Here is a 25,704-nt window from a genome sequence, read left to right as displayed (position 1 = left end):
GTAGCCATACAATCCATATACCACCAGCCAACCGTACTAAAAGGAAAAATTTAATGTATTCTCTTACATAATCATACAATTATAAACATTTAGGTACAGCATGCCAGCAGCATCCCGACTAACCCGGATTGGGGTTTTCTATGACGGTAACTATTTTTTACACGTAAGCAACTACTATAATTATTCTCACGAACGTCGCAGCCGTATCAGTATTTCAGGCCTGCACGCATTCATTCGTCGGCAGGTAGCCGAAGAGGAAGGCGTCAACGAACGCCTGTGTCAGATTGTAGATGCACATTATTTTCGTGGGCGATTAAATGCCCATGAAGCTAACCAACGCGGTAATCAGCTCTTCTACGATCGGTTATTCGATGATATTCTAATGTCGGAAGGGGTAGTCACGCACTACCTTCCCGTAAAAACATATCAGGGTTATCGGCAGGAAAAAGGGATTGATGTATGGTTAGCCCTCGAAGCCTTTGAATTGGCTCAGTATAAGAAATTCGATGTAGTAGTACTCATTACATCCGATGGAGATTATGTGCCCCTTATTCGTAAACTAAACACGCTTGGTTCCCGAATCATGGTGCTGAGCTGGGATTTTGAATTCCTGAACGAGCAAGGCGAAAAACAGGTTACGCGTACCTCGCAGGATTTACTGGAGGAAGTATCGTATCCAGTTGGTATGCACGGCCTGATTGATGACCGGAGCCGCCGAAATGATATGGTCATTCAGAATCTGTTTGTGAAGCAACAGGCTGCTCGCCCAACCTTTACAGCTGTGGCTGCCAATGGCAGCAGTTATGCGAATGGATTCGGTAGCGGACTCTCAGCGAGCGATGCCTATGATTCCGCCTATTCATCGTCCGACGAGCCTAACTACAACCTTGCCGATGGCTTGGATTTGGTAGACGATGACCCGGAAGGACGTAAAATAAGTACCATTCGCAGCCTGAAAACCGGTTATGGTTTTGTAAACTATCCGCCCAACAATCTGTTTTTCCACTATACAAGCCTGGTTGATACCGACTTCAACGAGTTGCAGGTAGACGACGAAGTTGAATTTACCATTGGCCAGAATGCTGAGGGTAAAGACATTGCCGTTGATGTTCGATTGATACATACGTAACAATGAACGTTTTGCGGGTGACTGTTGACAACATCCCGGCAATTCGGGGGCATGCGTTGACCTGGGCAATGGGGCAACAGGCACACAAAGACGGTTTTGTCGCGTTTCTGAATAATAATACTGTTGCTTACCCAAATGACCCGTTTCCGAACCGATTATTTGTCGGACAGAAACGGGTTATTTCGTTTTCGGACTCAACAGCCATTCAGGCATTGGCCGACGCTCACCACGCGCATCCCTCATTTCTGGTTGGTTATCTGGGTTATGATCTCAAGAATCAGCTCGAAGCGCTTAATAGCCGTAATCCCAATCGGCTTGGTTTCCCGGATGCTTATTTTGTGGAACCAGAGTGGATCATTGATTTTGAAGAGGATAGCCTAGTGATTCGGGGAAAAGGTGATCCAAACGAATTGTGGAGTCAGTTAGTAGCCTTATCTTCATCTCCTGCTCCTCGCGCCCTTTCCCCTGCTCCTCGCGCCATCCAATGCCGCGTTACCCCCAATGAATACCTGGCCAATGTTCGCCGAATTCAGCAGCATATCCTGGCGGGCGATGTGTATGAGCTAAATTATTGCATTGAGTTTTTTGCCGAGCAGATCGACTTGGACCCGTTGTCCACCTATCTCGCCTTGAATGAACGGTCGCCGATGCCGTTCTCGAGTTTTCTGAAAATTGGGGATCGGTATGTTATGGGTGCGTCTCCAGAGCGATTTTTGACTAAAAAAGGCCGGACCATTTTATCACAGCCTATAAAAGGCACCATTCGTAGAGGGAGAACGTCGGAAGAAGATGTTATTCTTCGTGCCCAACTGCTGAACTCTGAAAAAGAGCGGGCCGAAAATCTGATGATTGTCGATCTGGTCCGTAACGATCTCGCCCGAAGTGCCAAAACCGGCTCAGTGTGGGTGGATGAACTCTTTGGTATCTATGGGTTCAAGCAGGTGTATCAGATGATTTCGACAGTATCGGCAACCCTCCGTGACGATGTTTCCTGGGCTGATGCTATCCGTAATGCCTTTCCAATGGGGAGCATGACGGGTGCCCCCAAAATCCGGGCTATGGAGTTAATCGATGAACTGGAAGTCAGTAGGAGGGGAGTGTATTCGGGGGCAGTTGGTTTTATAACTCCCGAGGGTGATTTTGATTTTAATGTTGTTATCCGAACGCTGCTCTACAATGCCCAAACTCAATATGCTTCATTTTCTGTGGGCAGCGCCATTACCTACGATGCCGATCCTGCACAGGAATGGGAGGAATGCCTGCTAAAAGCAAAGGCGATTCGGGATGTGCTGGGGGCTAGTTTTTAGCTAAGCGGGCTTTATGGACAATTCTCCAAACTTTTTTTGTGGAATTGTTTCCTTTTTCTACTCGTATAGTATACCCCTTGCAACGTTTTGTCGGATTAACGACTCATTATGAGCACTAATGACCGTTAGCTAAATTCGCTACTATAAATTTAGTTAAAAATCGTTAATCAGGTAAACAGCGTAAGGTCAGGCGTCTATATTTGCTTCCATTATCCTATTATCCTTACTTCTACTATCCATGAGAAACCTTTCCCTGTTGGCCGTATTGTGTCTACTGACGGCTACGCTTTACGCTCAAAGTCCGTCTGCGATTACCCGCTTTACGCTTCAGGGCCAGGCCGTCGACACCGCATCGGTACCACTTGGTTCATCTACCGTTATGCTGTTGAGCGCCAAAGATTCGTCGCTGGTGAATTTCACCCGTACGGGCGACAATGGTGCATTTTCGTTCAAGAATATTAAGGTTGGTAACTACGTTCTGAAGATTTCATTTGTCGGCTTCATTCCCTACAACCAGGTTATCAAACCATCGACGGAGGCCGTAATAGATCTGGGTAAACTAAAGTTGAAGCCCATTACCCGAGAGTTGATGGAGGTGGTTGTTCGTACAGCTAAAGCCCCATTGACCATCAAAGGAGATACGATTGAGTATAACGCCAGTTCGTTTAAAGTACCACCCGGCTCAACGGTTGAGGATTTATTGCGAAAACTGCCGGGTGTGCAGATCGATCAGGATGGTAATATTAAAGCACAGGGCCAGGATGTGAAGAAACTGACCGTTGATGGGAAGAACTTCTTTGGCAACGACCCAAAACAGGCGACCAAAAACCTTCAGGCCGAAGCCATTACGAAAGTCCAGGTCTTTAACGACAAAACAGAACAGGCCAAATTAACGGGCGTTGATGATGGTAAGAAAGAAAAAACCATCAATCTGGAACTGAAAGAAGAGTTTAAGAAAGGTGGCTTCGGAAAAATAACGGCGGCAGCAGGACCGGCCTCCAACAACGTATCGGCACGGGCCGAAGTGAAAGGGATTTACAATAAATTCAATTCCAAGCACCAGTTCTCGCTGGTCGGGTTGGGAAATAACACGAATCAGCAGGGACTATCGCAGAATGATTACCAGGATTTTCGGGGTAGTAATGCATACAATTCCAATCAGAACGCAGATTTCGGTTTCAGTGGCGGTAACTTCTTTTATTTCTCCGACAGTGGCGACGAAGGACTGGGCATTCCTGTGAGTGGCCGCCAGGGAGTAGGTTTTTCTAACAATGCAGCCGGTGGAGCCAATTACAACTTCGATACAAAAGAGAAAAAATGGAGTGGTAGCTATTATTATAACCAGACCCGACTGGAACTGAATGCAAACCGAAACCGAAATGTCTCGCTGCCCCAGAGCGAGTATACAACCGACGAAACCAGTAATCAGGTTAATTTCAATGGAAACCACCGCGTTAGCTTACGGTACGAAAAACAGATTGATACGCTGAACACCCTGCTTTTTATCAATAATAGCCGATATGGCGTTGGTAATGCCCGGCTTTTCCGCATTCAGGATCTGGCCCGAAGCAATGGCGCGACAACACATAACGAAAGTACGAACGGCAGTGATCAGAAACAGTTTTCATCATCGAACTCTCTGATTTATCGCCACAAAATGAAGAGTAAAAAAGGCCGTAGTTTGGCTGCCAGTGCCACGTATGAAGTAAACACCAATAACGCGAACCTCATTTTAGACTCTCAAAATACCTACTCTGGCCCCATTACCGCAGCCGACAAATCGGCTGATATTCACCAGGATCAGCACAACAATATTGTGCGGAGCGAGTACAAAGCCAGTTTACAGTATGTAGAGCCCTTTGCCAAACGATTTACCTGGGAAACATTTTACAACTTTAGCCTGCGGAATGACGAAGTGGATCGCGATGTATTTAACCGGGGAGATGGTCGCTACATTCACAATGATACTCTAAGCTTGTACTACAAAAACAATTACGTCTATAACCGGCTGGGAAGCAGTGTTCGTTACTCCTACAAAGGCCTGAACGTTTCGGTTGGATTGGCAGGCCAACGGTTTACACTGAATGGGCAGTTTGCTCCCGATCAGACGGCTGCGACGTTTACACCCATTAGCCGGGTGTTTACAACGATGATTCCAAACGTGGGCTTAAACTACGATCTGAAAAATAATAAGTACCTCTATGGAGGGTATAACGTAAGCGTTCAGATTCCAACGTCACTCCAGCTCCAGCCGATTCGGAATAATAGTAACCCACTGTTTATCAATGAAGGTAATCCCGATCTGTTGCCGCAATTGGGGCATAATATAAACATTGGCTTCAACTATTTTAATCCGGGAAGCTTCATGAACTTATATGTAGGGATGAACGGAACCAAGTATGTGAATCAAATAGTGAATAGCCAAACGACAAATGCGCAGACACTGGTTACAGTGATAAAGCCTGAAAATCTATCCGGTGGACAGAATTTCAATTCGTACCTCGGATTTGGCTTCCCACTCAAGAAAACCAAGGCAACGCTCGATCTGAACGCTAATGTAAGCCTGGGAAAGAATCCTGCTAAAATTAACGATGTACTCAATGAGGCAAAGAGCCAGGGTTTTAATGCAGGCGGGCGCTTGAGCCTGACACCTGTTGATTGGCTAACATTCTATGGAAATGCCAATTTTGGGGTTACTACTACGGAATTTTCAATTAGCTCGATTCGTAATCAATTTATTAACAACAACTTTGGTGGGGAGCTGACGCTGAAATTACCGCACGATTTCTACATTAATACAACGCTGAACTACCGAATTAGTAAAAATACGCAGTTGGACTTTGATCAGCGAATTCCCATCTGGAATGGGGCTATGTATCATATTCTGGGAAAAGCCAAACGGGCTGAAATTCGCTTAACGGCTACCGATATGTTGAATCGGAACGTAGCGGTATCGTTAAATCGTGGTGCCAACTACACGCAGTCAGAAACGATCCAGACGCTGGCACGCTATTTTACAATTGGTTTTACCTATAACATGCGGGGTGTTCAGGCCAAAATGCGCCGGGATGGCTTTTTCTGAGCCAACAGTTTCCTTACCTATCTACTATTTTGTTGAAACGTCGATTATGAAAAAAATACTAATTATCCTTTGCCTGCTGACTAGCTCGATGGCAATGGCGCAGAAAAGCGAAGGAATTGTTACCTACGTTCGTAAAGAATACTGGGTGAAGATTGCCAGTCGATTGACATTTTTGAGTCAGGAGCAAAAAGACCGAATGGCGCAGATTACGAAAAACTGGGACGATAATAATAAGGGCACTAAGATGAAACTGGCCTTTAGTCCCAACGAAAGCCGATATACCTACAACAGTGATGAGCCAGAAGAGGGGGGGTATTCCTGGCGTAAATACGACTATATTCTCTATCGTAATTTTGAGAAGGATAAGAAAAACGACATCATTGAAATGCTGGGAAAAACCTACATTGTTGATGATTCGCTGCATACCCCCGTTTGGAAAATCGGTAATCAAATCAAAGAGGTAGCGGGCTATATCTGTATGAAAGCCGAAACCGAAGACCCGATTAAGAAACAGAAGATTACAGCCTGGTTTGCCCAGGATATTCCTGTGCCTGCCGGACCCGAACGCATAAATGGGCTACCCGGCCTGATTCTGGAATTAAATGTCAACGATGGCGATGTAATCATTGAAGCCATTGGTGTCGCGTTCCGACCGCTTACGCCCGACGATCTGAAATTGCCTAAAACTAAGGGCAAGAAAATCACGGATGCTGATTACGACAAAGTAATTAGCCAATACATTTCTGAGCAAATGACGGCTCATCAGAATCCATACTGGGAAATTCGATACTAAAAAAGCGGCTGTCTGCTTCGTCCATACCAGATAAAGATCAGTTGTTGACCTGACGAACGTCATATAGGTTACAATAGCCCACGCTTTATTTTGTGTCATCATTTAAACGAACACAACTTATGGCAACGCTCTCGCACTCAACAACTAATTATACAAATACAGCCGATTCTAGCTGGTTAGCTGCTTATAAAAACTACGTGGCTAAAGCCGAATTCAACCGCTTTGGCTGGGCCGTTTCGGCATTGGCTATTCAGGGTTGTATACTGTCGCCCGCCCTGTTATTGATCATGTCGAACTTTGGCGGTGGCGACTGGCAGTTTCTGGTGAGCATGCTTTGTTTTCTGTTGGTGCTAATCCCAATTCTGTCGGCTTTTCCAGTAAAATATATTTTCCCCGCATTTGCGACTAGCCTGGTTCTGCACTTGCTGATGATCGCCATTGACTTACTGTAATTTGAGCATACGATCAGTAATCCAGCCTGCTGGTCTATGCGGGTCGACTGGCACCCGAAACTAGCCAACCTATGTTAACTAAACGAACCGCCCGGTGTGAATCAGGCGGTTCGTTTTTTGTGGACTCAAAATGAGTTTAGTACTACGTTGAGCCAGGGGCTGCTCGTTTTATGGTTTACGGCATGAGTCGTTCTGATTTATAATTATTTTGGCTTGTATGTAAACTCCGTAGGAGTGGCCTGTCAATAGTAAAATAGCCAACTCCTATGCTCAAAGCGCCGTAGGTGCGACCTATTATGAACTGAATCAGGTCGCACCTACGGCGCTTATTATGACGTGTGTATTTACTTGCCTGCTATTGACAGGTCGCCCCTAACGAGGCTATGGCTAACAGAAATCTGCTCAAACCGTCTGTGAAAACAACCTTGTTTTGGCCGGGCCGACATTTAGCTTCGCGTAATTCAGTCGCTCATCGAACGCCATGCAGATGTTCCGAAGAAAGGGGCGACCTTCGGGATGGACGCGTAACCCTTCTGCATCATAGTCCAATAGCCCATCGAGTCGGAATTCGTCCAGTCGTTTGGCGAGGTCTTCCCACTCCCGTTTCGACCAACTGCCAATGTGCCAATGCGTTTCGCCCTGACACATGATGTTCAGAATTTGCCGACGCAGAAACTGGTCCTGATCATCAAGAACATGGCCACGTAGCAAGGGCAACTCACCTGCCAGAACCCGATTGGTATAGGTATCTACATCTTTCTCATTCTGTGCAAACGCCGACCAGACATCGCTGATCGAAGACACCCCAAGTCCGAGTAATACGCGCGTTTGTGTGGTTGTATACCCCATGAAGTTCCGGTGGAGGTGACCCGTTTCCATGGCTTTGTACAGGCTATCGTGCGTCCTGGCAAAGTGATCCATGCCAATTTCAACGTAGCCCGCACTTTCTAATAAGTCCCGGCCGGTTTCGTACAAAACTCGCTTCTCATCGCCCGAGGGCAGGTCTTCATCCCGGAAGCCGCGCTGGCCATTTCCCTTGAGCCAGGGTACATGAGCGTAGGAATAAAACGCAATACGGTCGGGCCGGAGGGTTAGGGTTTTATAGATCGTATCCTCGATTGAATCGGTCGTTTGGTGCGGCAGCCCGAACACCAGATCATGGCTTATTGATGTATAGCCAATCTGACGTGCCCAGTTTGTTACCTGTTGTACATTCCCGAACGGCTGATGCCGATGAATGGCTTCTTGTACCACAGGGTCATAATCCTGAACGCCAAAACTCACGCGCCGGAAACCAAAGTTGTATAAAACCTGCAAATGCTGCCGGGTTGTGTTGTTCGGGTGTCCTTCCCAACCGTAGTCGGGAAAATCGGTGGGCGTAGCGCGCTCAAAGATTCCGGTTAAGAGCCGTTCCAGTTGATCGGGTGCAAAAAAGCTGGGTGTTCCGCCACCTAAGTGTAGTTCGGCAATGCGTGGTTTTTCGGGCAATAAATCGCAATAGAGATTCCACTCGGTTAATAAGGCTTCTATGTAAGGCACCTCAACAGCATGGTTTTTTGTGATGCGTTTGTTGCAGCCACAGAACGTGCAAAGGCTCTCGCAATAAGGCAAATGGATATAGAGACTAATGCCTGTTGTTGAATTCGTAGCTGAAAAAGCCCGTTTCAAATGGTATACCCAGGCGGCTTCGCTAAACGTGGTTTCGTCCCAGAAAGGTACGGTTGGGTAACTGGTATAGCGTGGGCCTGGGACGTTATATTTCTCGATGAGCGGATTCATGGTTGATCGGCATAGGGCAGGGAGCGCGGTGCCGGGAGCCAGCTATAGAAACGGAGTACTAACCCTTTTTGCATACTCCCCGCACCGTGCTCCCTGCCCTATGCACCCTGCTATTGTGTAAGCAAAAATGGCTTGTTCATGCGTGGTAACTCCTGAGTGGTATCAGGTCTCGGGTTGATGATAATCAGGAGTTAAGTTGCGCGCTGGTGCCAACTTGCCTCCAAATTATGAGGTATGAGTACGGCTACGATTTCATCAACCATCTGCTACCACTGCGGCAATGAATGCCCCGACGAGTCAATCGTTCTTGATGATAAACCATTCTGCTGCGATGGCTGCAAAACAGTATATAGTATCCTGAGTCAACATCAGCTTTGTCAATATTACGACATCGAGCAACTGTCGGGTCAAGGCCGCACTACCAGACCGGGAAACAATCTGAAGGCTAGTGACGCCCGACACACGCGGCTGGAGTTTCTAGACCACCCTGATATTGTGGCTCAATTGCTGGAGTTTTCCAGCGAGTCTACTGCTAAGGTTACGTTTTATATTCCCACCATTCACTGTAGCTCCTGCCTGTGGCTACTGGAACACCTGTATCGGATTAATCCTGCTATTCAGCAGGCGCGGGTTGATTTCCTGAAAAAACAAGTCCATCTGACGTATAATCCCGCCGAGCTAACACTTCGTCAGGTAGTCGAACTGCTTAGTTCCATTGGCTACGAACCACTGATTAGCCTCAACGATGTGGTGCAGGCCGGGCAAAAAATATCAAATCGGCCGTTCCTCTATCGGCTTGGCGTAGCGGGCTTTTGCGCGGGGAATATCATGCTGTTCAGCTTCCCCGAATACCTGGGCCTTACTGATCCGTCGTTCAAACACCTGTTCGGGATACTCAATTTGCTGCTGGCCATTCCCGTTGTATTTTATTCGGCATCGGGTTATTTTGAGTCCGTCTGGACGGCACTGCGAAAGGGCACTATAAATATCGACTTTCCCATTCTACTCGGCATTCTGGTAGCCTTTTTTCGGGGGACTTATGAAGTGTTGGCGCTTGATGGTGCTGGCTATTTTGATTCGCTAGCGGGCCTGATTTTCTTTTTGTTATGTGGTAAATGGTTCCAGCAGCGTACCCACGAATTCCTGTCGTTCGAGCGGGATTACAAATCGTACTTCCCATTGGCGGTAACGGTGGTGGGGCGCGGGGCAGGGAGCGCAGAGCAGGGCGTAAGTAGATCCGCCCCCCCTGCCTCCTGCTCCGTGCCCCTTGCCCAACTCCGTAAAGGAGATCGAATTCGGGTGCGAAATCAGGAGTTGATCCCTGCCGATGGCTTGCTTTATAAAGGCCAGGGCATGATTGATTATAGTTTTGTAACGGGTGAATCGGAGCCGGAAGCCAAGGAACCTGGTGCGCTGGTTTATGCAGGCGGGAAGCAGGTGGGCGAAGCCATTGAACTGGAAGTGGTACGCGAGGTATCGCAAAGTTACCTCACCCAACTCTGGAACAACGATGCTTTTCAAAAGGACGATACCTCCCGAATCCGCACCTTCGCCGATGCGGTTGGAACGTATTTTACCGTAACCGTTATGTCGGTGGCTGCCCTGGTAGGTTTGTACTGGTATGCCTACCACGATCCCGCCAGGGCCATCAACGCTTTTACCGCCGTGCTCATTATTGCCTGTCCCTGCGCACTGTCGCTATCGTACCCTTTTGCGTTGGGAAACGGCTTGCGGTTGCTGGGAAAACGGCATCTATACCTCAAAAACGCCGATGTTATTGAAAAAATGGCGGCCTGCGATACTATCGTTTTCGACAAAACGGGTACACTCACGACCCCACAACATGCAGTAGCTGAGCGGTTTGATCGGCCCCTGCATCCAATTGAGCGCGCTATGGTTGTATCGCTGGTTCGACAGTCAGCGCACCCACTTAGCCGTAAACTGACCGCCTATCTATCTGGTAATGTACCGCTTTCTATCGACTATTTTACCGAAGTGCCGGGGCATGGAATTCAGGCGCTTGTAGATGGTTTGGTTGTCAAACTAGGTACTCGTTCGTTTGTGGATCCTGCGGTCTGTGAGGACACAGGCCATGGAGAGGTGGCTGGTTCACTTTCCGAAGCACGTACCTATCTCAGCATCGATCATCAGTATCGGGGATACTTCGGCTTTCCGAACGATTATCGATCAGGGTTAGAGGTTATGCTGACCGATTTACGCGCCACGCATCAACTGTATCTGCTCTCTGGCGATAACGATCATGCCCAGACCGAATTGACTCACTTGTTCCCCAAGGTTGGGCAGATGCATTTTAATTGCCGGCCTGAAGAAAAATTAGCCTTCATTAAGCACTTACAAGCCAACGATAAGCGGGTGATGATGGTGGGTGATGGCTTAAACGACGCTGGTGCCTTGAAACAGGCCGACGTGGGTATTGCCGTTACCGACGATACCGTTCAGTTCACCCCCGCCAGTGATGCCATACTGGAAGCCGCTGCGTTAATGCAACTGCCCCAGATGTTGAACTACACTCGATTCGGTATGCGCCTGATCCGGTTCAGTTTTATCGTTTCTCTGCTGTACAACTTCATTGGTCTCAGCTATGCCCTAACGGGGAACCTGTCGCCTGTGGTGGCGGCTATTCTGATGCCGATCAGTTCGGCGACAATGCTGGCGATTTCTACACTAGGCATGCGCTTTCGGAAGATTTAAGGGTAGTCGGGCGCGGGTTGATAACCGCCCGTAGCCACACTTTTCAGACTATTTTCTGGTTTGTTTCAACAAATTGGTAATTCCTGTCTTCACGTAGAAAGACCAATTGGAATTATCATGCCTAAGGAAACCAACAAAACCAACACGAACGATAAGCTTGAGGAACTGGACCAGAACCGGGAAGACAGTACCGGCCAGTTCCTGACAACCAACCAGGGTCTTCGCGTCAGCGATGATCAGAATTCACTGAAGGCAGGGCCAAGAGGAGCAACTCTACTGGAAGACTTTATTCTTCGCGAAAAAATCACCCATTTCGACCATGAACGGATTCCTGAGCGGATTGTACATGCCCGGGGAGCGGCTGCTCATGGTTATTTTCAGGTCTATGAATCACAGAGCGAGCTGACAAAAGCCGGATTCCTGCAAGACTCTTCGCTAAAAACGCCCGTATTTGTGCGGTTTTCTACGGTAGCGGGCTCGCGCGGATCATCGGATCTGGCTCGGGATGTACGGGGTTTCGCGGTTAAATTTTATACGGAAGAAGGCAACTTCGATTTAGTCGGTAATAACATGCCGGTATTCTTTATCCAGGATGCCATTAAGTTTCCCGATCTTATTCATGCCGTAAAGCCCGAACCCAATAATGAAATTCCGCAGGCGGCTTCAGCGCACGACACCTTCTGGGATTTTATTTCGCTCACACCCGAGTCGATGCACATGATCATGTGGACAATGTCGGATCGGGCTATTCCGCGGAGCTACCGGATGATGGAAGGCTTTGGCGTCCATACGTTCCGATTTATAAATGCAGACGGAAAATCTCGCTTTGTGAAATTCCACTGGAAACCCCTGCTGGGTGTTCACTCGGTTGTTTGGGATGAAGCACAGCTCATTTCGGGCCGCGATCCTGATTTCCATCGTCGCGATCTGTGGGATGCCATTGAAGGCGGAGCTTATCCGGAATGGGAGTTAGGGGTGCAGATTGTGGAGGAAGAAGACGAACATAAATTTGACTTCGATCTACTGGATTCCACTAAACTAATTCCGGAAGAGTTGGTACCTGTGCAGCGCATCGGGAAGATGACGCTTAACCGCAACCCAGACAACTACTTTGCCGAAACCGAGCAGGTTGCTTTTCACCTTGGACACCTGGTTCCCGGTCTCGATTTTACTAACGATCCGCTTTTGCAGGGCCGTTTATTCTCTTATACCGATACGCAATTAAAGCGGCTGGGAGGTCCTAATTTTCACGAGATCCCCATTAACCGGCCCATCGCGCCTGTCCACAATGGTCAGCGGGACGGGCATATGCGCCAGACGATCAATGTAGGTCGAACCAGTTACGGACCCAACGCCATCAATGGTGATTCACCAGCGCAGGCGGGGCAGAAGGAGGGTGGTTTTACCAATTATCCTGAACGGATTGACGCCAATAAAGTACGGGCCCGGAGCAAAAGCTTTATGGACCATTATAACCAGGCGAAACTGTTCTGGAACAGCCAGTCGGATACGGAGAAAACCCACCTGATAAAAGCTCTTCGGTTTGAGCTGGGCAAAGTGGTTGTCGATGATATCCGTAACCGAATGCTGATGCACCTGGCCCAGGTCGATGCAACTTTAGCGAAAGGGGTTGCCGAAGGACTGGGTCTGGATGTGCCTTCATCGAACGATGTGCAGTTAAATAAGAGCGTTCCGGCTGATGCCAATCCGGCCGATTACCAGTCTGTACCGGCCAAGGCCACAGTGGGAAGTTCGGCTGCGCTCAGTATGGCGAACCCGCCTAAAGTGGGAATTAAAACGCGCCAGGTAGCGATTCTGGCAGCCGATGGTGTTGATGCTTCCGCATTGAACGCGATGAAAGAGGCCCTATCGGCCGAGAAAGCCATTATCGCTATCATTGCCCCCCGATTGGGCATGCTCAAAACATCGACCGGCGAAACGATGAAAATCGACGCCAGTTTACAAACGGCAGCTTCGGTGCTGTTCGACGCAGTGTACGTTCCCGGTGGTAAATCCAGTGTGAAGTCGCTGCTACAGGAAGACGAAGCCATCCGATTTGTTCACGAAGCCTTCATGCACTGTAAAGCCATTGCCGCCACGGGCGAAGGGGTTGAACTTCTGAAAGCCGCTGCGACTGGTGGGGCCGAAAAGCTATTAGACAGCGACGGCGTGATTACCAGTCTGGATGCGACCGACGCTGATGTTCCTTCGCAGTTTATAGAGGCCATTGGCCAGCATCGCTTCTGGAGCCGGGAGAAAAAACTAGTATAAGTTAGTTTTTGCAGAATGCATAAAAGGTAAACGTTGTGCCACGGTTCAAAACTGTGGCACAACGTTTACCTTTTATGCATTCTGCCTGATTCCCTGAATACTTATCTTTGGGCATGCTCGCTTCCTCACGTATCAATGGTCAGTTACTGGTTGTTGTATTTGCCCAATTTGCTGGTACTTCGCTCTGGTTTGCTGGTAACGCCATCCTGCCTGAACTTCAGCCCCTATTAAAAGCTACAGCTCCAGGGCTTACCAGTTGGATCACCTCGGCGGTGCAAATTGGGTTTATCGCCGGTACGTTACTCTACGCGCTGTTTGCCATACCCGATCGGTTCCGCTCGACCTATGTCTTTCTGATATCCGTTACATTAGCCGCCACCATTAATCTGCTCTGGCTATTGCTACCCGTAAACGCAGAAACAATTTTAGCCAGCCGCTTCCTGACCGGTTTCTTTCTGGCAGGCGTGTATCCCGTTGGAATGAAGATTGCCGCCGACCGATTCAAACCCGTTTTAGGTCGGGCAATGGGCTTTCTGGTTGGGGCGTTGGTGCTGGGTACGGCCTTTCCGCATCTCCTACGGGGATTGGGTGGCAGCTTGCCGTATCGTACACTGATCCTATCAGTCAGTTTGTTAGCCATTAGCGGGGGTGTTTTATTGATGCTAGTGGTACCAGCGAAAGCTATACAATCCGTGGGTAACTTTTTTCGGTTTCAAACCCTGCGTTCATTAGGAAAACCCTCCGCCTTTCGACCCGCTATGCTGGGCTATTTTGGCCATATGTGGGAGCTATACACACTTTGGGCTTTTCTGCCATCCCTGATAGCCTACTATCGATTGCAACATCCTGATGTAGAACTAACGAATTCACTCTGGGCGTTTGGGGGTATTGCTGCGGGTGCTGTGGGCTGCGTGGGTGGAGGCTACCTGGCGCTACAGGTTGGTAGCGCACGAGTGGCCCGGTATCTACTGCTGACCTCCGGCCTCTGCATTTTACTACTACCGTTTCTGGTAACTGCACCACCCTGGCTGTTTGGGGTATTTTTACTGATCTGGGGAGCCGCAGCCGCTGGCGATTCTCCGCAATTTTCCACCCTCGTCGCCAGCCACGCTACACTCGATAACCGGGGCAGTATCCTGACGCTCGTTACCTGCTTCGGCTTTCTGCTAACGGTAGTATCCATCCAGTTCATGGCCTGGCTTGTGGCAACGGTTGGCCTCTCGGGCTGGCTGTTTTACGTCTTACTTCCCGGCCCCATTTTAGGAGTGTTGGCGATGCGGTGGATGAGATAGGTATAATGTAATAAGTAGTTAGAAATAATTATATTGTATATATAGCAGCTGCATTTATCTTTATGCATAGCTTATTGATCCTTTATGACATGTGAATTCACCTAAGCGGCAAAGTTCGCTCATTTGATTATGTCGAATATCCACTGTTTTTTCGACATACATGAATGCATATGTTGACAGAATCGACATAATAATGATTTGATGTCGAAAAAAATGAAAATATTCGACATTAGCCAACTTCCCGAAAGTTTAAAGCTTTCGGGAAGTTCTAGTCACATATACGCTTCATCTCGCCCAAGCCTCAATTTCAATACCCCTACCTTGTTGAGGAACAGAATCATTGGGTAAGCCGGGTCGAACTCGTGCCAGCGGAAGCCTCCGAAGTTAGGCCGACCACCATATTTGTGGTGATTATTATGATAGGATTCACCCATCATCAGGAAATCGAAGGGTAACAGGTTTTTAGCCGTATCGTCCAGCTTGAAGTTGGTATAGCCGTAGCGGTGCGCATACCAGTTGATAATAGCGCCATGAACCGGTCCCATCAGAAAATGCACGGGCAGCAATAGAAAGAACCAGGGGGATGGCGCAAACTGAATATAGAACAGCGTATAGGCCGTACCCCAGGCCAGTCGAACGGGCCAGCGATCACCAAACCATTCCATAAATTCCCAGTTAGGCACCCCCTTTTTGAACTTTGCCGGAATCGTATCCCGGTTGTTCAGGATGTCATTATAAAATAATCGGGTTTTCCACATCATATCGAACAGGTTGTCAGAATAGCTTGGCGAGTGCGGATCATATTGCGTGTCGGCGTGGGCGTGGTGCAGCCGGTGCATAATGCCATAGGCACGCGGACTCAAAAACGATGAGCCCTGCCCAACAAACGTTACTATATAAAAGAACTTCTCCCAGCCTTTGCTCATCGTGAACATCTGGTGGGCGGCATAGCGGTGGAGAAAAAACGTTTGCATCAGCACTGATAGGTACCAGTGCGCCAGAAAGAAAGCGACAATAATCATCTAGTAGTCATTAATGGTCAGCCATTGTCAGTTTATAGTCATTTTTTGTCTGTCAACTCAATCAGCTCTGGACAATGAATGACTATAAACTGACAAGAATGACTGCAAAATTGACTGACCATATCCCTTGCCTTCCTGACGTTCATCAGGCGGTTAGATGACCTTCATCAGTCTATTGCTGATGGCGCAAGGCTCCTGCCTTGTGCCTTTATTCTCCGGCCTCTGGCCAATTTGCTGATAGCGTTTTTCATTTACCAGCCAGAGGCTGGGTAATAACTGTCACAAGGCAGGAGCCTTGCGCCATCGGCAATCAAAATCAGGCTGGCACCTGACGAAACTCATATTTCCTCCTCCGAAATCGCCCCACTTTTGAGCCACTAACCGACAAGGCGATGAGCATTATCTTTTTTATGATTGGGATTAGTCTACTAATGGCGCTGGGTTTTCTGGGCGCGTTTTTCTGGTCGATGAAAACCGGGCAACAGGATGATCTCTACACGCCCTCGATTCGAATGCTGCTGGACGACGACGTTCCAGTCTCCACTGAAACTCAATCAAACGCATAGTAACCCCTGTACTCGTTTATTATGAATGTTTCGTTTAATCAACCCACTGCCAGTCCATCGCCCGATCGAGCGACAGGCTCCATCGCGATCGGGCATCAACCGCCGGGTGGCGATACACCTGTAGAACGCTTCGCCTACGACAATAAAATTGTCCGCGATTTTGGCATAGCTACTATTATCTGGGGCATCATTGGCATGCTCGTTGGCGTTATTGTGGCCAGCCAGTTGTTTGCACCAGCCGCTAACCTTGGCAACCAATACACAACGTTTGGTCGGATTCGACCTCTACACACCAACGCAGTAATTTTCGCCTTCGTTGGAAACGCCATTTTTATGGGCGTGTATTATTCGCTGCAACGACTCTGTAAAGCCCGGATGTTCAGTGATTTGCTGAGTAAAATTCACTTCTGGGGCTGGCAGTTGATTATTCTGTCGGCCGTGGCAACCCTTCCGTTAGGCATCACGACATCGAAAGAATATGCTGAACTGGAATGGCCAATCGATATCGCCATTACGCTGATCTGGGTGGTGTTCGGCATCAATATGTTCGGTACGATTATCAAACGGCGTGAGCGGCATTTGTACGTAGCGATCTGGTTTTACATTGCTACGTTCGTGACCATTGCCGTACTGCATATCGTCAACTCGATGGCCATGCCGGTTTCCTTCCTCAAAAGCTACTCGATGTATGCGGGTGTACAGGATGCGCTGGTTCAGTGGTGGTATGGTCATAACGCGGTGGCGTTCTTTCTGACCACGCCTTATCTGGGCATGATGTACTACTTCCTGCCCAAAATGGCGAACCGCCCGGTCTATTCGTATCGGCTCTCGATTCTGCACTTCTGGGCACTGATTTTCATCTACATCTGGGCGGGGCCTCACCACTTACTTTACTCATCGCTGCCCGATTGGGCACAGTCTTTGGGGGTTGTGTTCTCGATTATGCTCATTGCACCCTCGTGGGGAGGTATGATTAACGGGTTGCTGACGCTTCGTGGGGCCTGGGATAAAGTGCGCGAGGATGCCATTCTGAAATTCATGGTCGTGGCCCTGACCTGCTATGGGATGGCTACGTTCGAAGGCCCAATGCTGTCGCTCAAGAACGTAAATGGCATTGCCCACTTCACCGACTGGATTGTTGCCCACGTACACGTTGGTGCATTAGGTTGGAATGGTTTCATGACGTTTGCGATCCTGTACTGGCTCATTCCGCGTATGTTCCGGACGCCGTTGTACTCGAAAAAGCTGCTGAATTTCCACTTCTGGATTGGCACACTCGGCATTCTGTTCTACGCAGTGCCCATGTACATTGCGGGCTTCACCCAGGGGTTGATGTGGAAAGAATTTACAAACGAAAGCGTTCTGAAATACCCGACTTTCCTCGAAACGACGCTCCAGATTCTGCCTATGCACATGATGCGGGCCGTGGGTGGTACGTTCTACCTGATCGGGGCTATTTTGATGGGCTATAACCTCTTCAAAACAATGGCTGCCGGTAAACTGGTCGCGAACGAAGAGGCCGAAGCACCGGCGCTGGCCAAAGTCTATACCCCAACGGGGGGCGACACGTTCTGGCACCGATCCTTAGAACGGAAACCATTTCCATTACTGATTGGCTCGCTGGTGGTGATTTTGATCGGTTCCCTTATTGAGCTTATCCCAACATTCATGGTGAAATCGAACGTACCAACCATTGCGTCGGTGCAGCCCTATACGGCTCTCGAAGTTCAGGGACGTGACATTTACATCCGTGAGGGTTGTGTGAACTGCCATAGTCAGATGGTGAGGCCATTCCGGTCTGAAACAGAACGGTACGGCGAATATTCCAAAGCGGGCGAATTCGTATATGACCACCCGTTCCTGTGGGGTAGCAAACGTACCGGCCCCGATTTACACCGCGAAGGTGGCAAATACCCCGACTCCTGGCACTATCACCACATGAACGAACCTACGTCGATGTCGCCGGGCTCCATTATGCCATCGTACCCCTGGTTGATCACGCAGAAACTCGACATTTCGAATACGGCGGATAAACTCACGGCCCTGAAAAAAGTAGGCGTTCCTTACGATGATTCAGGTATTTCATACGCCAACGAAGACCTGAAAAAACAGGCCGATAAAATCAGTGGCCAGTTGGCTTCGGAAGGTATCAAGGTCGGATCTGACCGTGAAATCGTAGCCCTCATCGCCTACCTCCAGCGGTTAGGAACGGATATTAAGAAAATGGAAAAAGTAAAGTAGCATGGGGCAAGGGGCATGGAGCACGGCTTAATAATCCACTCCATACCCCGCTCCGAGCACCAAGCTCCTCACAACTATGTTCAAGCAATTCATCTCGAAAATTCCCGGAGCAGACGTCTATATGGTCGGCTCGTTCCTGACGTTTTTTGCCTTTTTTATCCTGGTCGGCCTGTATTTGTTGATTGCTGATAAGCAGCATCTTCGGCAAATGGGTAACCTGCCACTGGACGACTCTACAAAGCCCTAATTGATGCCAACCATGAATCTTCTGTTAACAACAATTCTTGACCCAGCTCCCGAAAAATCAATGTGGGATCTGACCTCCGGCGAAGACTTGCTGTGGGTACTGGTAATGCTATTTATAACCGTGGGTGTGGGACTGCTACTGGCCGTTACGCTGAATATGGCGTATGTATTACGCCAGGCGCTGACACCTGCGGATGCCAAAGCGGCTAAAGCTGCTGATACCCGTACCACCTGGCAGCGGTTTACAGGCTTGCATGAACTGAGTCAGGAAAAAGACTTGATGATGGATCATGAGTACGACGGTATCGCCGAGCTTAATAACCCAACACCGCCCTGGTTCATGGGGCTGTTCTACAGTACTATCGCCTTTGGTGTTGTGTATCTTCTGATTTTCCATGTGATCGGCAACGGCAATATCATGGAGCAGGAATATACGCAGGAAGTAGCGATTGCCGAGAAAGAACGGGCCGCCTTTATTAAACTGGTGGCGGGTAAAATCAATGAAAATACCGTTACGCTGATTAATGATAAGAAAGGCATGGAAGCTGGAAAAGTGCTGTTTAACCAGTACTGTACGGCCTGCCACGGTCAGAATGCCGAAGGTAAAGTTGGTCCAAACCTAACCGATGAGTATTGGCTACATGGTGGTAGTATTAAAGCTGTATTTCACACCGTTACTGAAGGCGTTCCTGAAAAGGGCATGATTTCCTGGAAAAAACAACTGAATCCCCTTCAGATTCAACAGGTAGGTAGCTACATACTGTCGCTGCAAGGTACAAAACCCGCTGGAGCCAAAGAACCTCAGGGCGAAAAGGTCGAACCAACGGCTCCTGCGCAGAAAGTGGCAATGCAGTAATTTGTTTTTGTCATGCTGACGAAGGAAGCATCCTAAAGTATCCTAACGAGCTAATAAGGAGAATGTAAGGTGCTTCCTTCGTCAGCATGACAAAAGTAAAATAGTATAAAAACCAATGACACCTCATCTCAACGCCCCATCTGTTACAGAAACAACGACTCCTGCCAAACGTCAATGGCTGTACCCCCGCGTCGTTAAAGGACGCTTCTACCGCTGGCGGACAGCGGTGGCATGGGTATTTCTGGCCGCCCTTTTTTCTGGACCATTCCTGAGTTATAATGGGCAACCGCTGTTTCTGTTTAATGTACTGGAGCGTAAGTTCAATATTTTTGGTGTTACCTTCTGGCCACAGGATTTTTATTTAGTCGCCATTGGCTTACTGGCGTTTATCGTTTTCATTGCCCTGTTTACGGTGGTATATGGTCGCGTATTCTGTGGCTGGGCATGCCCCCAAACGGTTTTTCTGGAAATGGTTTTTCGGAAAATCGAAATATGGATTGAAGGCGACTCGAATGCCCGAAGACGTCTCGATGCGGCACCCTGGACAACGGATAAAATTCTGAAAAAAAGTGCCAAGTACAGTATTTTCTTTCTGATTTCGTTTGCCATCAGCAATACGTTCCTAGCCTACATTATCGGCAAAGATGCACTGCTGACGATCATCACCGATAATCCGGCCAATCACGTTGGCGGTCTGTCAATTATCTTACTGTTTACGGGTGTTTTCTACACGGTATTTGCCTACGTACGCGAATACGTTTGTACAACCATTTGCCCATATGGGCGCCTGCAAAGTGTGTTGTTAGATAAGCAGTCAGTTATGGTTGCTTATGACGATGTACGAGGAGAGCCGAGGGGAAAGTTAGTGAAGAATGAAGAGTTAAGAATGAAGAATATGGTTGAGACGGACTATTCTTCATTCTTAACTCTTCATTCTTCACTGAACAAAAAAGGCGATTGTATCGACTGCAAGCTTTGTGTACAGGTTTGCCCAACGGGTATCGATATCCGTAAAGGAACTCAGATGGAGTGTGTGAACTGTACACTCTGTATTGATGCATGCGATGATATTATGGATAAAATTGATCGCCCACGCGGTCTGATCCGGTACGATTCGCTTGAGGGTATTCAAACCCGCCAACCCTGGCGGATGACCCGACGGATGATGGGCTATAGTGTTGTGCTCGTGTTACTGATGAGTGTGTGGGGCTTTCTGCTATGGACACGTAGCGATTTGGATACCACCCTGTTACGCGCACCCGGTCAGTTGTATCAGCGCGAAGCCGAACGCGGACCCGGTGGGGGACTGATTTCGAACCTGTACCTGATTGAGCTAGTTAATAAAACGCATAAGGAAAAACCGGTCTCGTTCCGGGTCGATTATCCCGGTGCTACGTTGCGGATGGTTCAGCCCCTTACGAAAGCACCTGCCGATGAACTAACGAAAGGAATGTTTTTTATTTTGTTACCAGAAAAAAATATCCACGAAGTCAGCACTAAACTAACGGTCGAAGTAGTCTCCGACGGCGTTGTGGTAGATCGGGTCAAAACAACATTTTTAGGGCCGGTAAACTGAGCAGGGCGCATGGGGCTTGGAGCAGAGGAAAAATTCTTCCTTTCTTGCTTAATGTCCATGCCCCGCGCACCCTGCTCCAAGCTTTTTAAACTTATGAACTGGGGTAAATCAATTGTTCTCGTATTTATAGTATTCGCGGGCTTTATTGGTACTATGGTGTACCTGATGACCCGCGAGCGCATCGATCTGGTCAGTGATAATTATTACCAGAACGAAATCGACTATCAGCAGCAGATAGATCGGGTGAGAAACGCCCGGCAAATTCAGGCGGGTACTAGTACTGCTACAACCATGACATACCTGGCAGATCAGCATCAGGTTGTAGTTGTATTGCCCAATGTCCTTCAAAAAGGCGAAATCACCTTTTATCGGCCCGGCGATAGTCGGCAGGATTTTCGGGTGCCTATTGCGGCTAAACATCCAACTCAACAGCTTATTCCAACCCAATCGCTGGCAAAGGGCAACTGGCGCGTACAGTTCACCTGGTCGGATGGGCAGCGGGAGTATTATAAAGAGGAACAGATTTTTATATAACTGATGTCGCCCTGGTTAACCACTGCTTTCCTGACGGGACTTATCAGTAGTCTGCACTGCGTTGGTATGTGCGGGCCACTGGTGGCTGCGTTGCCGGTGGGTCGGTTGCCTCAGGGGCAACGATGGAAAGCCGTGGGTTTGTATCATACCGGGCGTATTGCTACCTACGGTACACTTGGGGCCTTGGCGGGTACCATGAGTTTAGGACTGAATCTGATGGGTTGGCAGCGTCCGCTGGCCGTTATCTGTGGTGTGGTTTTGTTAGTAAGCTTCCTGTGGCGAAAAGGATTACCTGGTCGTTTACGGTGGCCCTGGCTGAATGCACAGATTACCACGCTATTTCGGCACCATCTGTATCAGCCTAACTGGGCTGATTTTGCCGGATTAGGTATCCTCAACGGACTGTTGCCCTGCGGCTTTACCTACCTGGCCTTAGCCGGAACATTGGCCACCAATACCCCACTGGCGGGGGCATCGTACATGCTCTTGTTTGGGGCTGGTACATTACCTGCGCTTCTGGGCGTTAATCTCGTGGCTGGCTGGATAACGATAGTCGGTCGCCAGCGACTCAATCAGGTGCTCTCTGTCGCTACAGTGGTGGTGGCGCTGCTGCTCATTGGCCGGGGCTTAGCGGATTACCAACTACCAATTGGCCCGGCAGATATTATTCCCATATGCCATGGATTACTAACAGGTAAATAATTGTTAGTCTTTTTACCCCTCAATCCCCTTCAGGGGACTAGGCTCGCACTTGAAAAAAGTCCCCTTATTGACTTGAAGAAGTTAACCGCCGTTTTGCTAGTCTTCAAAACCCCCAACCCCCTGAAGGGGGCTAAGTTCACTGGGGAGAAAAGCCCCCTTCAGGGGGTTGGGGGTTTTGAAAGCCCCAAAAGGACAAGTTTTATTTAGGCGGTTATTTAATGCAAATCAATCAGGGGATTTAGGGGTAAAACCGGTTGGTAAGTAGTTTCTGGAAGTTGAAAAGCCCTTGCATGGTTTTGCGAGGTGAGTGTGTATATTGATTCCTTAATTGGGAAACAGTAACACACTCTTCTTCTACAACCAGTGATTATCTACGAAGCAAAAAATTGGTTTGGCGCCCTAAAGCATTTTCATACCAGCTATAGTATTCGGGTACTTTTACGGCGGGTGGCCTATGTGAGTGGCTATGGAATATTGCTCACACTCATCGATCAGCATGTTGTCGATATTCATGTACCCTTCGATGGAACTCTCTTTTCATTGCTGGGTATAACGCTGAGTTTATTGCTGGTATTTCGCACCAATACCGCCTATGATCGATTCTGGGAGGGACGCCGACAGTGGGGCTTACTTGTCAATTATAGTCGTAATCTGGCTGTTCTGCTGGACGGTCTGCTGCCCGATGAGGCACTAGCCAATCGAGTTTTCTTCGCCCGCACACTTTCTAACTTTGCGCTGGCCCTCAAAGGTCATTTACGCACCGGCGTTGACATGGCCGAATTGGAAGACATGGGGAATGACGAACTGAAAACGTTACCTGATTATGCCCATATCCCTAGCCGACTAGCGGCTTTATTGATGCGTCGGTTTCAGGCATTACGTCAGGATGGTTTAGTTAATGACGCCGATTTAATTACCATCCGACTATATCATCAGGCATTTCTCGATATAACCGGCTCCTGCGAGCGAATCAAAAAGACTCCCATCCCGTTCTCCTACAGTTTCTTTATCAAGCTGTTCATTACATTGTATGTGCTCCTGATTCCGCTCGTCCTGGTCTCAAACTATGGGTACTTTGGCATTGTGGCCACTACACTGGCAGCCTACGCCCTAATCGGCATCGAGATGATTGGCGACGAAATTGAAGAACCCTTCGGCCTCGATTGCAACGATTTGCCCTTGAATCAAATAGCCCAGAACATCCGCCGGAACGTGCACGAAATTCTGAGCGTAAAACCGTCTACGACTGTATTGGCCAAGCCAGAAGTCGACTATATCAAAGTGAATTAATTGGCAGGGGTTAATTGGCAAGGAGCGTGGAGCAGGGTATGCGCAACTGTAGGCCCTGCCCCGAGCACCTTGCACCATGCTCCCTGCTCATCAGCGTTAACGCTTGGCTTCGCCGAGTGTTGCCTATCATTTTAAGGGCCTCTGGCCCGTTTTTTGTCAATGAAGGGGGCTGAGACTCATTACTGAGCTGAGCGAGAGCAGGCATCGGGCGGGACGCCCTATAACTAGTCAACACTCGGCAAAGCCGAGCGTTAACGGTGATGAGCAGGGGGCAAGGAGCATGAGTAGGCCCTGCCCCGAGCACCTTGCACCACGCCCATTAACCAATCTTCACCGACGTCATCGTGAGCGAACCCGCCACGGCACGGTCATTGAAGAACGAGACCGGGTCTTTGGCGCTTTGCAAACCCAGGCTGTATAACAGCGGTAAATAATGCTCCGGCGTTGGAATGGCGAGTGCCGCATCCCGACCCAGGCTGTTGTAGTTGATGAGCGGTTTGGTATCGCCATCACTGATCAACTGCTTGAACTTATCGTTGAGCGATTTCGCCCAATCGAAGCCGAAATTGGGCACGTCCATCTTGTCCCAGGCCACCATACGAAGGTTGTGTACCATATTGCCACTGCCGATAATCAGTACGCCTTTGCTCCGTAACGCATGTAGTTCGCGGGCCAGATCATAGTGATACTGGGGGCCTTTGGTATAGTCGATGCTCAGTTGTAAAACGGGGATATTTGCATCTGGATACATATGCCTGATAATCGTCCAGGTGCCATGATCCAGGCCCCAGTCATGAGCTAATTCGACATGAGCCGAGTGGAGCAGCGCTGCTGTTTCTTTGGCCAGAGCTGGATTGCCCGGTGCCGGATATTGTACATCGAACAAGGCTTTGGGGAATCCACCAAAATCGTGAATCGTTTCTGGAAAATCCATCGCCGTAATCTTCGTTCCTCGGGTAAACCAGTGCGCCGAAACGACCAGAACGGCCGTAGGCGTGGGAATTTCCTTTGCCATACTCGTCCAGCGACGACTGAACTCGTTATCTTCAATACCGTTCATGGGCGATCCGTGTCCAACAAATAGAACTGGCATAAGCGGACCTTTTTGCTCCAGATCGTCGGTAAATTTTTTAAAGGCAGATAAGGTGTTCATTGTAATTGCTCCTGTTAGAATGGTTTTTACAAACTGTTTGCGTTCCATGAATAAGTTGTTTTTGACAGGATTTACAGGATGAACAGGATTAATCGCCCAGTAAATTAATCCTGTTCATCCTGTAAATCCTGTCAAAGAAATTTTGGATTATCTACCGACCAGTCTTCAACAACAACTGGGTTCCAGCCTGCTTTCTGCACCAGCGTTGAAACTGTAGCCAAGGCTTCCTGGTGCGTACTGATGAGAAATGCATCGGTCCTTTCTTCGCCCATGATGACTAAGTTAACCACTTTAGAATTTGGGAGTTTTTGCTGCAATTCCTCGCCCATATGAATCCTTGCAGGGTCCAAATGGCCACTGTCATCATCATTCAGAAAGGTGGTAAGGCAGATTGCAATTTTGCAGGTAGCTACTTCCCGAATTCGGTCGGAAACTGCGTTCATTGATGATTCGGGGGCGGATAGCACAATAATATCGGCCTCCCAGGACGCATTCACCTGGCAGTTGATGGCTTCCACATCGGCCAGGGGCGTCGATTGCAAAAGCTGGCTGGCCAGGGTCTGGGCGTTGACTAAGTCCTGGTCAAATAGCAGCAGCCGATAGGGGCCATCGACCAGTCGGATGGCCAGCTCAGTACCCGAATTTCCTAAACCGATAATGGCGATTGTTGGCTTCATTGCGATAGGTCGTTTTGCCAAATT

20 protein-coding genes are annotated in these 25,704 nt (G+C 48.7%); 16 read left to right on the top strand and 4 right to left on the bottom strand.

The annotated features are described in order from the left end of the window. Nucleotides 1-100 precede the first annotated feature (100 nt). The 5 genes from EXU85_RS27675 (at nt 101) to EXU85_RS27655 (ending at nt 6,763) form a co-directional block, all read left to right on the top strand. Entirely contained in the window at nt 101-1,129 is a 1,029-nt protein-coding gene (locus tag EXU85_RS27675) for an NYN domain-containing protein (RefSeq protein ID WP_142775192.1), read from the top strand. Nucleotides 1,130-1,131: 2 nt separating this feature from the next. Next, nucleotides 1,132-2,436: an aminodeoxychorismate synthase component I gene (pabB, locus tag EXU85_RS27670; RefSeq protein ID WP_142775191.1), complete on the top strand. Its 1,305-nt coding sequence runs from the start codon at nt 1,132-1,134 to the stop codon at nt 2,434-2,436. A gap of 238 nt (nt 2,437-2,674) precedes the next feature. Then, complete coding sequence (locus EXU85_RS27665; protein ID WP_142775190.1) at nt 2,675-5,518, top strand: TonB-dependent receptor domain-containing protein; 2,844 nt, start codon at nt 2,675-2,677, stop codon at nt 5,516-5,518. A 46-nt stretch (nt 5,519-5,564) separates the two neighbouring features. Next, nucleotides 5,565-6,311, top strand: coding sequence for a GLPGLI family protein (locus tag EXU85_RS27660; RefSeq protein ID WP_142775189.1), 747 nt, complete (start codon nt 5,565-5,567; stop codon nt 6,309-6,311). Between the two features lie 119 nt (nt 6,312-6,430). Further along, the gene (locus EXU85_RS27655; protein WP_142775188.1) at nt 6,431-6,763 is read left to right on the top strand and encodes a hypothetical protein; all 333 of its coding nucleotides are present in this window, start codon (nt 6,431-6,433) and stop codon (nt 6,761-6,763) included. A 402-nt stretch (nt 6,764-7,165) separates the two neighbouring features. Here EXU85_RS27655 and hemN read toward each other — a convergent pair whose 3' ends face one another. After that, nucleotides 7,166-8,542, bottom strand: a complete 1,377-nt coding sequence (gene hemN / locus EXU85_RS27650) for an oxygen-independent coproporphyrinogen III oxidase (RefSeq protein WP_142775187.1) — start codon at nt 8,540-8,542, stop codon at nt 7,166-7,168. 234 nt (nt 8,543-8,776) lie between these two features. Between hemN and EXU85_RS27645 the strand changes: the two genes are divergently transcribed. The 3 genes from EXU85_RS27645 (at nt 8,777) to EXU85_RS27635 (ending at nt 14,817) form a co-directional block, all read left to right on the top strand. Further along, the gene (locus tag EXU85_RS27645; protein WP_142775186.1) at nt 8,777-11,254 is read left to right on the top strand and encodes a heavy metal translocating P-type ATPase metal-binding domain-containing protein; all 2,478 of its coding nucleotides are present in this window, start codon (nt 8,777-8,779) and stop codon (nt 11,252-11,254) included. A gap of 117 nt (nt 11,255-11,371) precedes the next feature. After that, nucleotides 11,372-13,525, top strand: coding sequence for a catalase HPII (gene katE / locus EXU85_RS27640; RefSeq protein ID WP_142775185.1), 2,154 nt, complete (start codon nt 11,372-11,374; stop codon nt 13,523-13,525). Nucleotides 13,526-13,638: 113 nt separating this feature from the next. Next, a complete protein-coding gene (locus EXU85_RS27635) occupies nt 13,639-14,817 on the top strand; it encodes an MFS transporter (RefSeq protein ID WP_142775184.1) in 1,179 nt (392 codons plus the stop codon). Between the two features lie 272 nt (nt 14,818-15,089). On the opposite strand, the gene EXU85_RS27630 is transcribed toward EXU85_RS27635, so the two are convergent. Then, on the bottom strand, nt 15,090-15,839 hold the full coding sequence (locus EXU85_RS27630) for an acyl-CoA desaturase (protein ID WP_142775183.1): 750 nt from the start codon (nt 15,837-15,839) through the stop codon (nt 15,090-15,092). Between the two features lie 392 nt (nt 15,840-16,231). Here EXU85_RS27630 and ccoS point away from each other — a divergent pair, with 392 nt between their 5' ends. The 8 genes from ccoS to EXU85_RS27595 all read left to right on the top strand — a co-directional run bounded on the left by ccoS (nt 16,232) and on the right by EXU85_RS27595 (nt 23,850). Then, a complete protein-coding gene (ccoS, locus tag EXU85_RS27625) occupies nt 16,232-16,405 on the top strand; it encodes a cbb3-type cytochrome oxidase assembly protein CcoS (protein ID WP_142775182.1) in 174 nt (57 codons plus the stop codon). 21 nt (nt 16,406-16,426) lie between these two features. Continuing rightward, nucleotides 16,427-18,646, top strand: coding sequence for a cytochrome-c oxidase, cbb3-type subunit I (gene ccoN, locus EXU85_RS27620; RefSeq protein ID WP_142775181.1), 2,220 nt, complete (start codon nt 16,427-16,429; stop codon nt 18,644-18,646). Between the two features lie 76 nt (nt 18,647-18,722). Continuing rightward, a complete protein-coding gene (locus EXU85_RS35520) occupies nt 18,723-18,893 on the top strand; it encodes a hypothetical protein (protein ID WP_168207877.1) in 171 nt (56 codons plus the stop codon). A gap of 12 nt (nt 18,894-18,905) precedes the next feature. Continuing rightward, the gene (locus tag EXU85_RS27615; protein WP_142775180.1) at nt 18,906-19,748 is read left to right on the top strand and encodes a cbb3-type cytochrome c oxidase N-terminal domain-containing protein; all 843 of its coding nucleotides are present in this window, start codon (nt 18,906-18,908) and stop codon (nt 19,746-19,748) included. Between the two features lie 115 nt (nt 19,749-19,863). Then, nucleotides 19,864-21,324: a cytochrome c oxidase accessory protein CcoG gene (ccoG, locus tag EXU85_RS27610; protein ID WP_142775179.1), complete on the top strand. Its 1,461-nt coding sequence runs from the start codon at nt 19,864-19,866 to the stop codon at nt 21,322-21,324. Between the two features lie 93 nt (nt 21,325-21,417). Further along, nucleotides 21,418-21,858: a FixH family protein gene (locus tag EXU85_RS27605; protein ID WP_142775178.1), complete on the top strand. Its 441-nt coding sequence runs from the start codon at nt 21,418-21,420 to the stop codon at nt 21,856-21,858. A gap of 3 nt (nt 21,859-21,861) precedes the next feature. Beyond that, on the top strand, nt 21,862-22,560 hold the full coding sequence (locus EXU85_RS27600) for a sulfite exporter TauE/SafE family protein (protein WP_142775177.1): 699 nt from the start codon (nt 21,862-21,864) through the stop codon (nt 22,558-22,560). Between the two features lie 363 nt (nt 22,561-22,923). Next, nucleotides 22,924-23,850, top strand: a complete 927-nt coding sequence (locus tag EXU85_RS27595; RefSeq protein ID WP_142775176.1) for a bestrophin family protein — start codon at nt 22,924-22,926, stop codon at nt 23,848-23,850. A 319-nt stretch (nt 23,851-24,169) separates the two neighbouring features. On the opposite strand, the gene ygiD is transcribed toward EXU85_RS27595, so the two are convergent. Further along, nucleotides 24,170-25,003 carry a 4,5-DOPA dioxygenase extradiol gene (gene ygiD, locus EXU85_RS27590; protein ID WP_142776854.1) on the bottom strand — a complete coding sequence of 278 codons (834 nt, stop codon included), beginning with the start codon at nt 25,001-25,003 and terminating at the stop codon, nt 24,170-24,172. Nucleotides 25,004-25,134: 131 nt separating this feature from the next. After that, nucleotides 25,135-25,680 (bottom strand): NADP oxidoreductase, encoded by a 546-nt coding sequence (locus EXU85_RS27585; protein WP_142775175.1) that lies wholly within the window; start codon nt 25,678-25,680, stop codon nt 25,135-25,137. Nucleotides 25,681-25,704 lie beyond the last annotated feature (24 nt).

The organism is Spirosoma sp. KCTC 42546, from assembly GCF_006965485.1.
Lineage (GTDB): Bacteria > Bacteroidota > Bacteroidia > Cytophagales > Spirosomataceae > Spirosoma.
Note: the sequence above shows the minus strand (reverse complement) of the source record. Positions and strands in the feature narration are given on the sequence as shown.

What these genes read in the sequence shown, in the direction of transcription:
- EXU85_RS27675 (WP_142775192.1), top strand. Translation starts at nt 101, where the DNA reads ATGCCAGCAGCATCCCGACTAACCCGGATTGGGGTTTTCTATGACGGT.
- pabB (WP_142775191.1), top strand. Translation starts at nt 1,132, where the DNA reads ATGAACGTTTTGCGGGTGACTGTTGACAACATCCCGGCAATTCGGGGG.
- EXU85_RS27665 (WP_142775190.1), top strand. Translation starts at nt 2,675, where the DNA reads ATGAGAAACCTTTCCCTGTTGGCCGTATTGTGTCTACTGACGGCTACG.
- EXU85_RS27660 (WP_142775189.1), top strand. Translation starts at nt 5,565, where the DNA reads ATGAAAAAAATACTAATTATCCTTTGCCTGCTGACTAGCTCGATGGCA.
- EXU85_RS27655 (WP_142775188.1), top strand. Translation starts at nt 6,431, where the DNA reads ATGGCAACGCTCTCGCACTCAACAACTAATTATACAAATACAGCCGAT.
- hemN (WP_142775187.1), bottom strand. Translation starts at nt 8,542, where the DNA reads ATGAATCCGCTCATCGAGAAATATAACGTCCCAGGCCCACGCTATACC.
- EXU85_RS27645 (WP_142775186.1), top strand. Translation starts at nt 8,777, where the DNA reads ATGAGTACGGCTACGATTTCATCAACCATCTGCTACCACTGCGGCAAT.
- katE (WP_142775185.1), top strand. Translation starts at nt 11,372, where the DNA reads ATGCCTAAGGAAACCAACAAAACCAACACGAACGATAAGCTTGAGGAA.
- EXU85_RS27635 (WP_142775184.1), top strand. Translation starts at nt 13,639, where the DNA reads ATGCTCGCTTCCTCACGTATCAATGGTCAGTTACTGGTTGTTGTATTT.
- EXU85_RS27630 (WP_142775183.1), bottom strand. Translation starts at nt 15,839, where the DNA reads ATGATTATTGTCGCTTTCTTTCTGGCGCACTGGTACCTATCAGTGCTG.
- ccoS (WP_142775182.1), top strand. Translation starts at nt 16,232, where the DNA reads ATGAGCATTATCTTTTTTATGATTGGGATTAGTCTACTAATGGCGCTG.
- ccoN (WP_142775181.1), top strand. Translation starts at nt 16,427, where the DNA reads ATGAATGTTTCGTTTAATCAACCCACTGCCAGTCCATCGCCCGATCGA.
- EXU85_RS35520 (WP_168207877.1), top strand. Translation starts at nt 18,723, where the DNA reads ATGTTCAAGCAATTCATCTCGAAAATTCCCGGAGCAGACGTCTATATG.
- EXU85_RS27615 (WP_142775180.1), top strand. Translation starts at nt 18,906, where the DNA reads ATGAATCTTCTGTTAACAACAATTCTTGACCCAGCTCCCGAAAAATCA.
- ccoG (WP_142775179.1), top strand. Translation starts at nt 19,864, where the DNA reads ATGACACCTCATCTCAACGCCCCATCTGTTACAGAAACAACGACTCCT.
- EXU85_RS27605 (WP_142775178.1), top strand. Translation starts at nt 21,418, where the DNA reads ATGAACTGGGGTAAATCAATTGTTCTCGTATTTATAGTATTCGCGGGC.
- EXU85_RS27600 (WP_142775177.1), top strand. Translation starts at nt 21,862, where the DNA reads ATGTCGCCCTGGTTAACCACTGCTTTCCTGACGGGACTTATCAGTAGT.
- ygiD (WP_142776854.1), bottom strand. Translation starts at nt 25,003, where the DNA reads ATGAACACCTTATCTGCCTTTAAAAAATTTACCGACGATCTGGAGCAA.
- EXU85_RS27585 (WP_142775175.1), bottom strand. Translation starts at nt 25,680, where the DNA reads ATGAAGCCAACAATCGCCATTATCGGTTTAGGAAATTCGGGTACTGAG.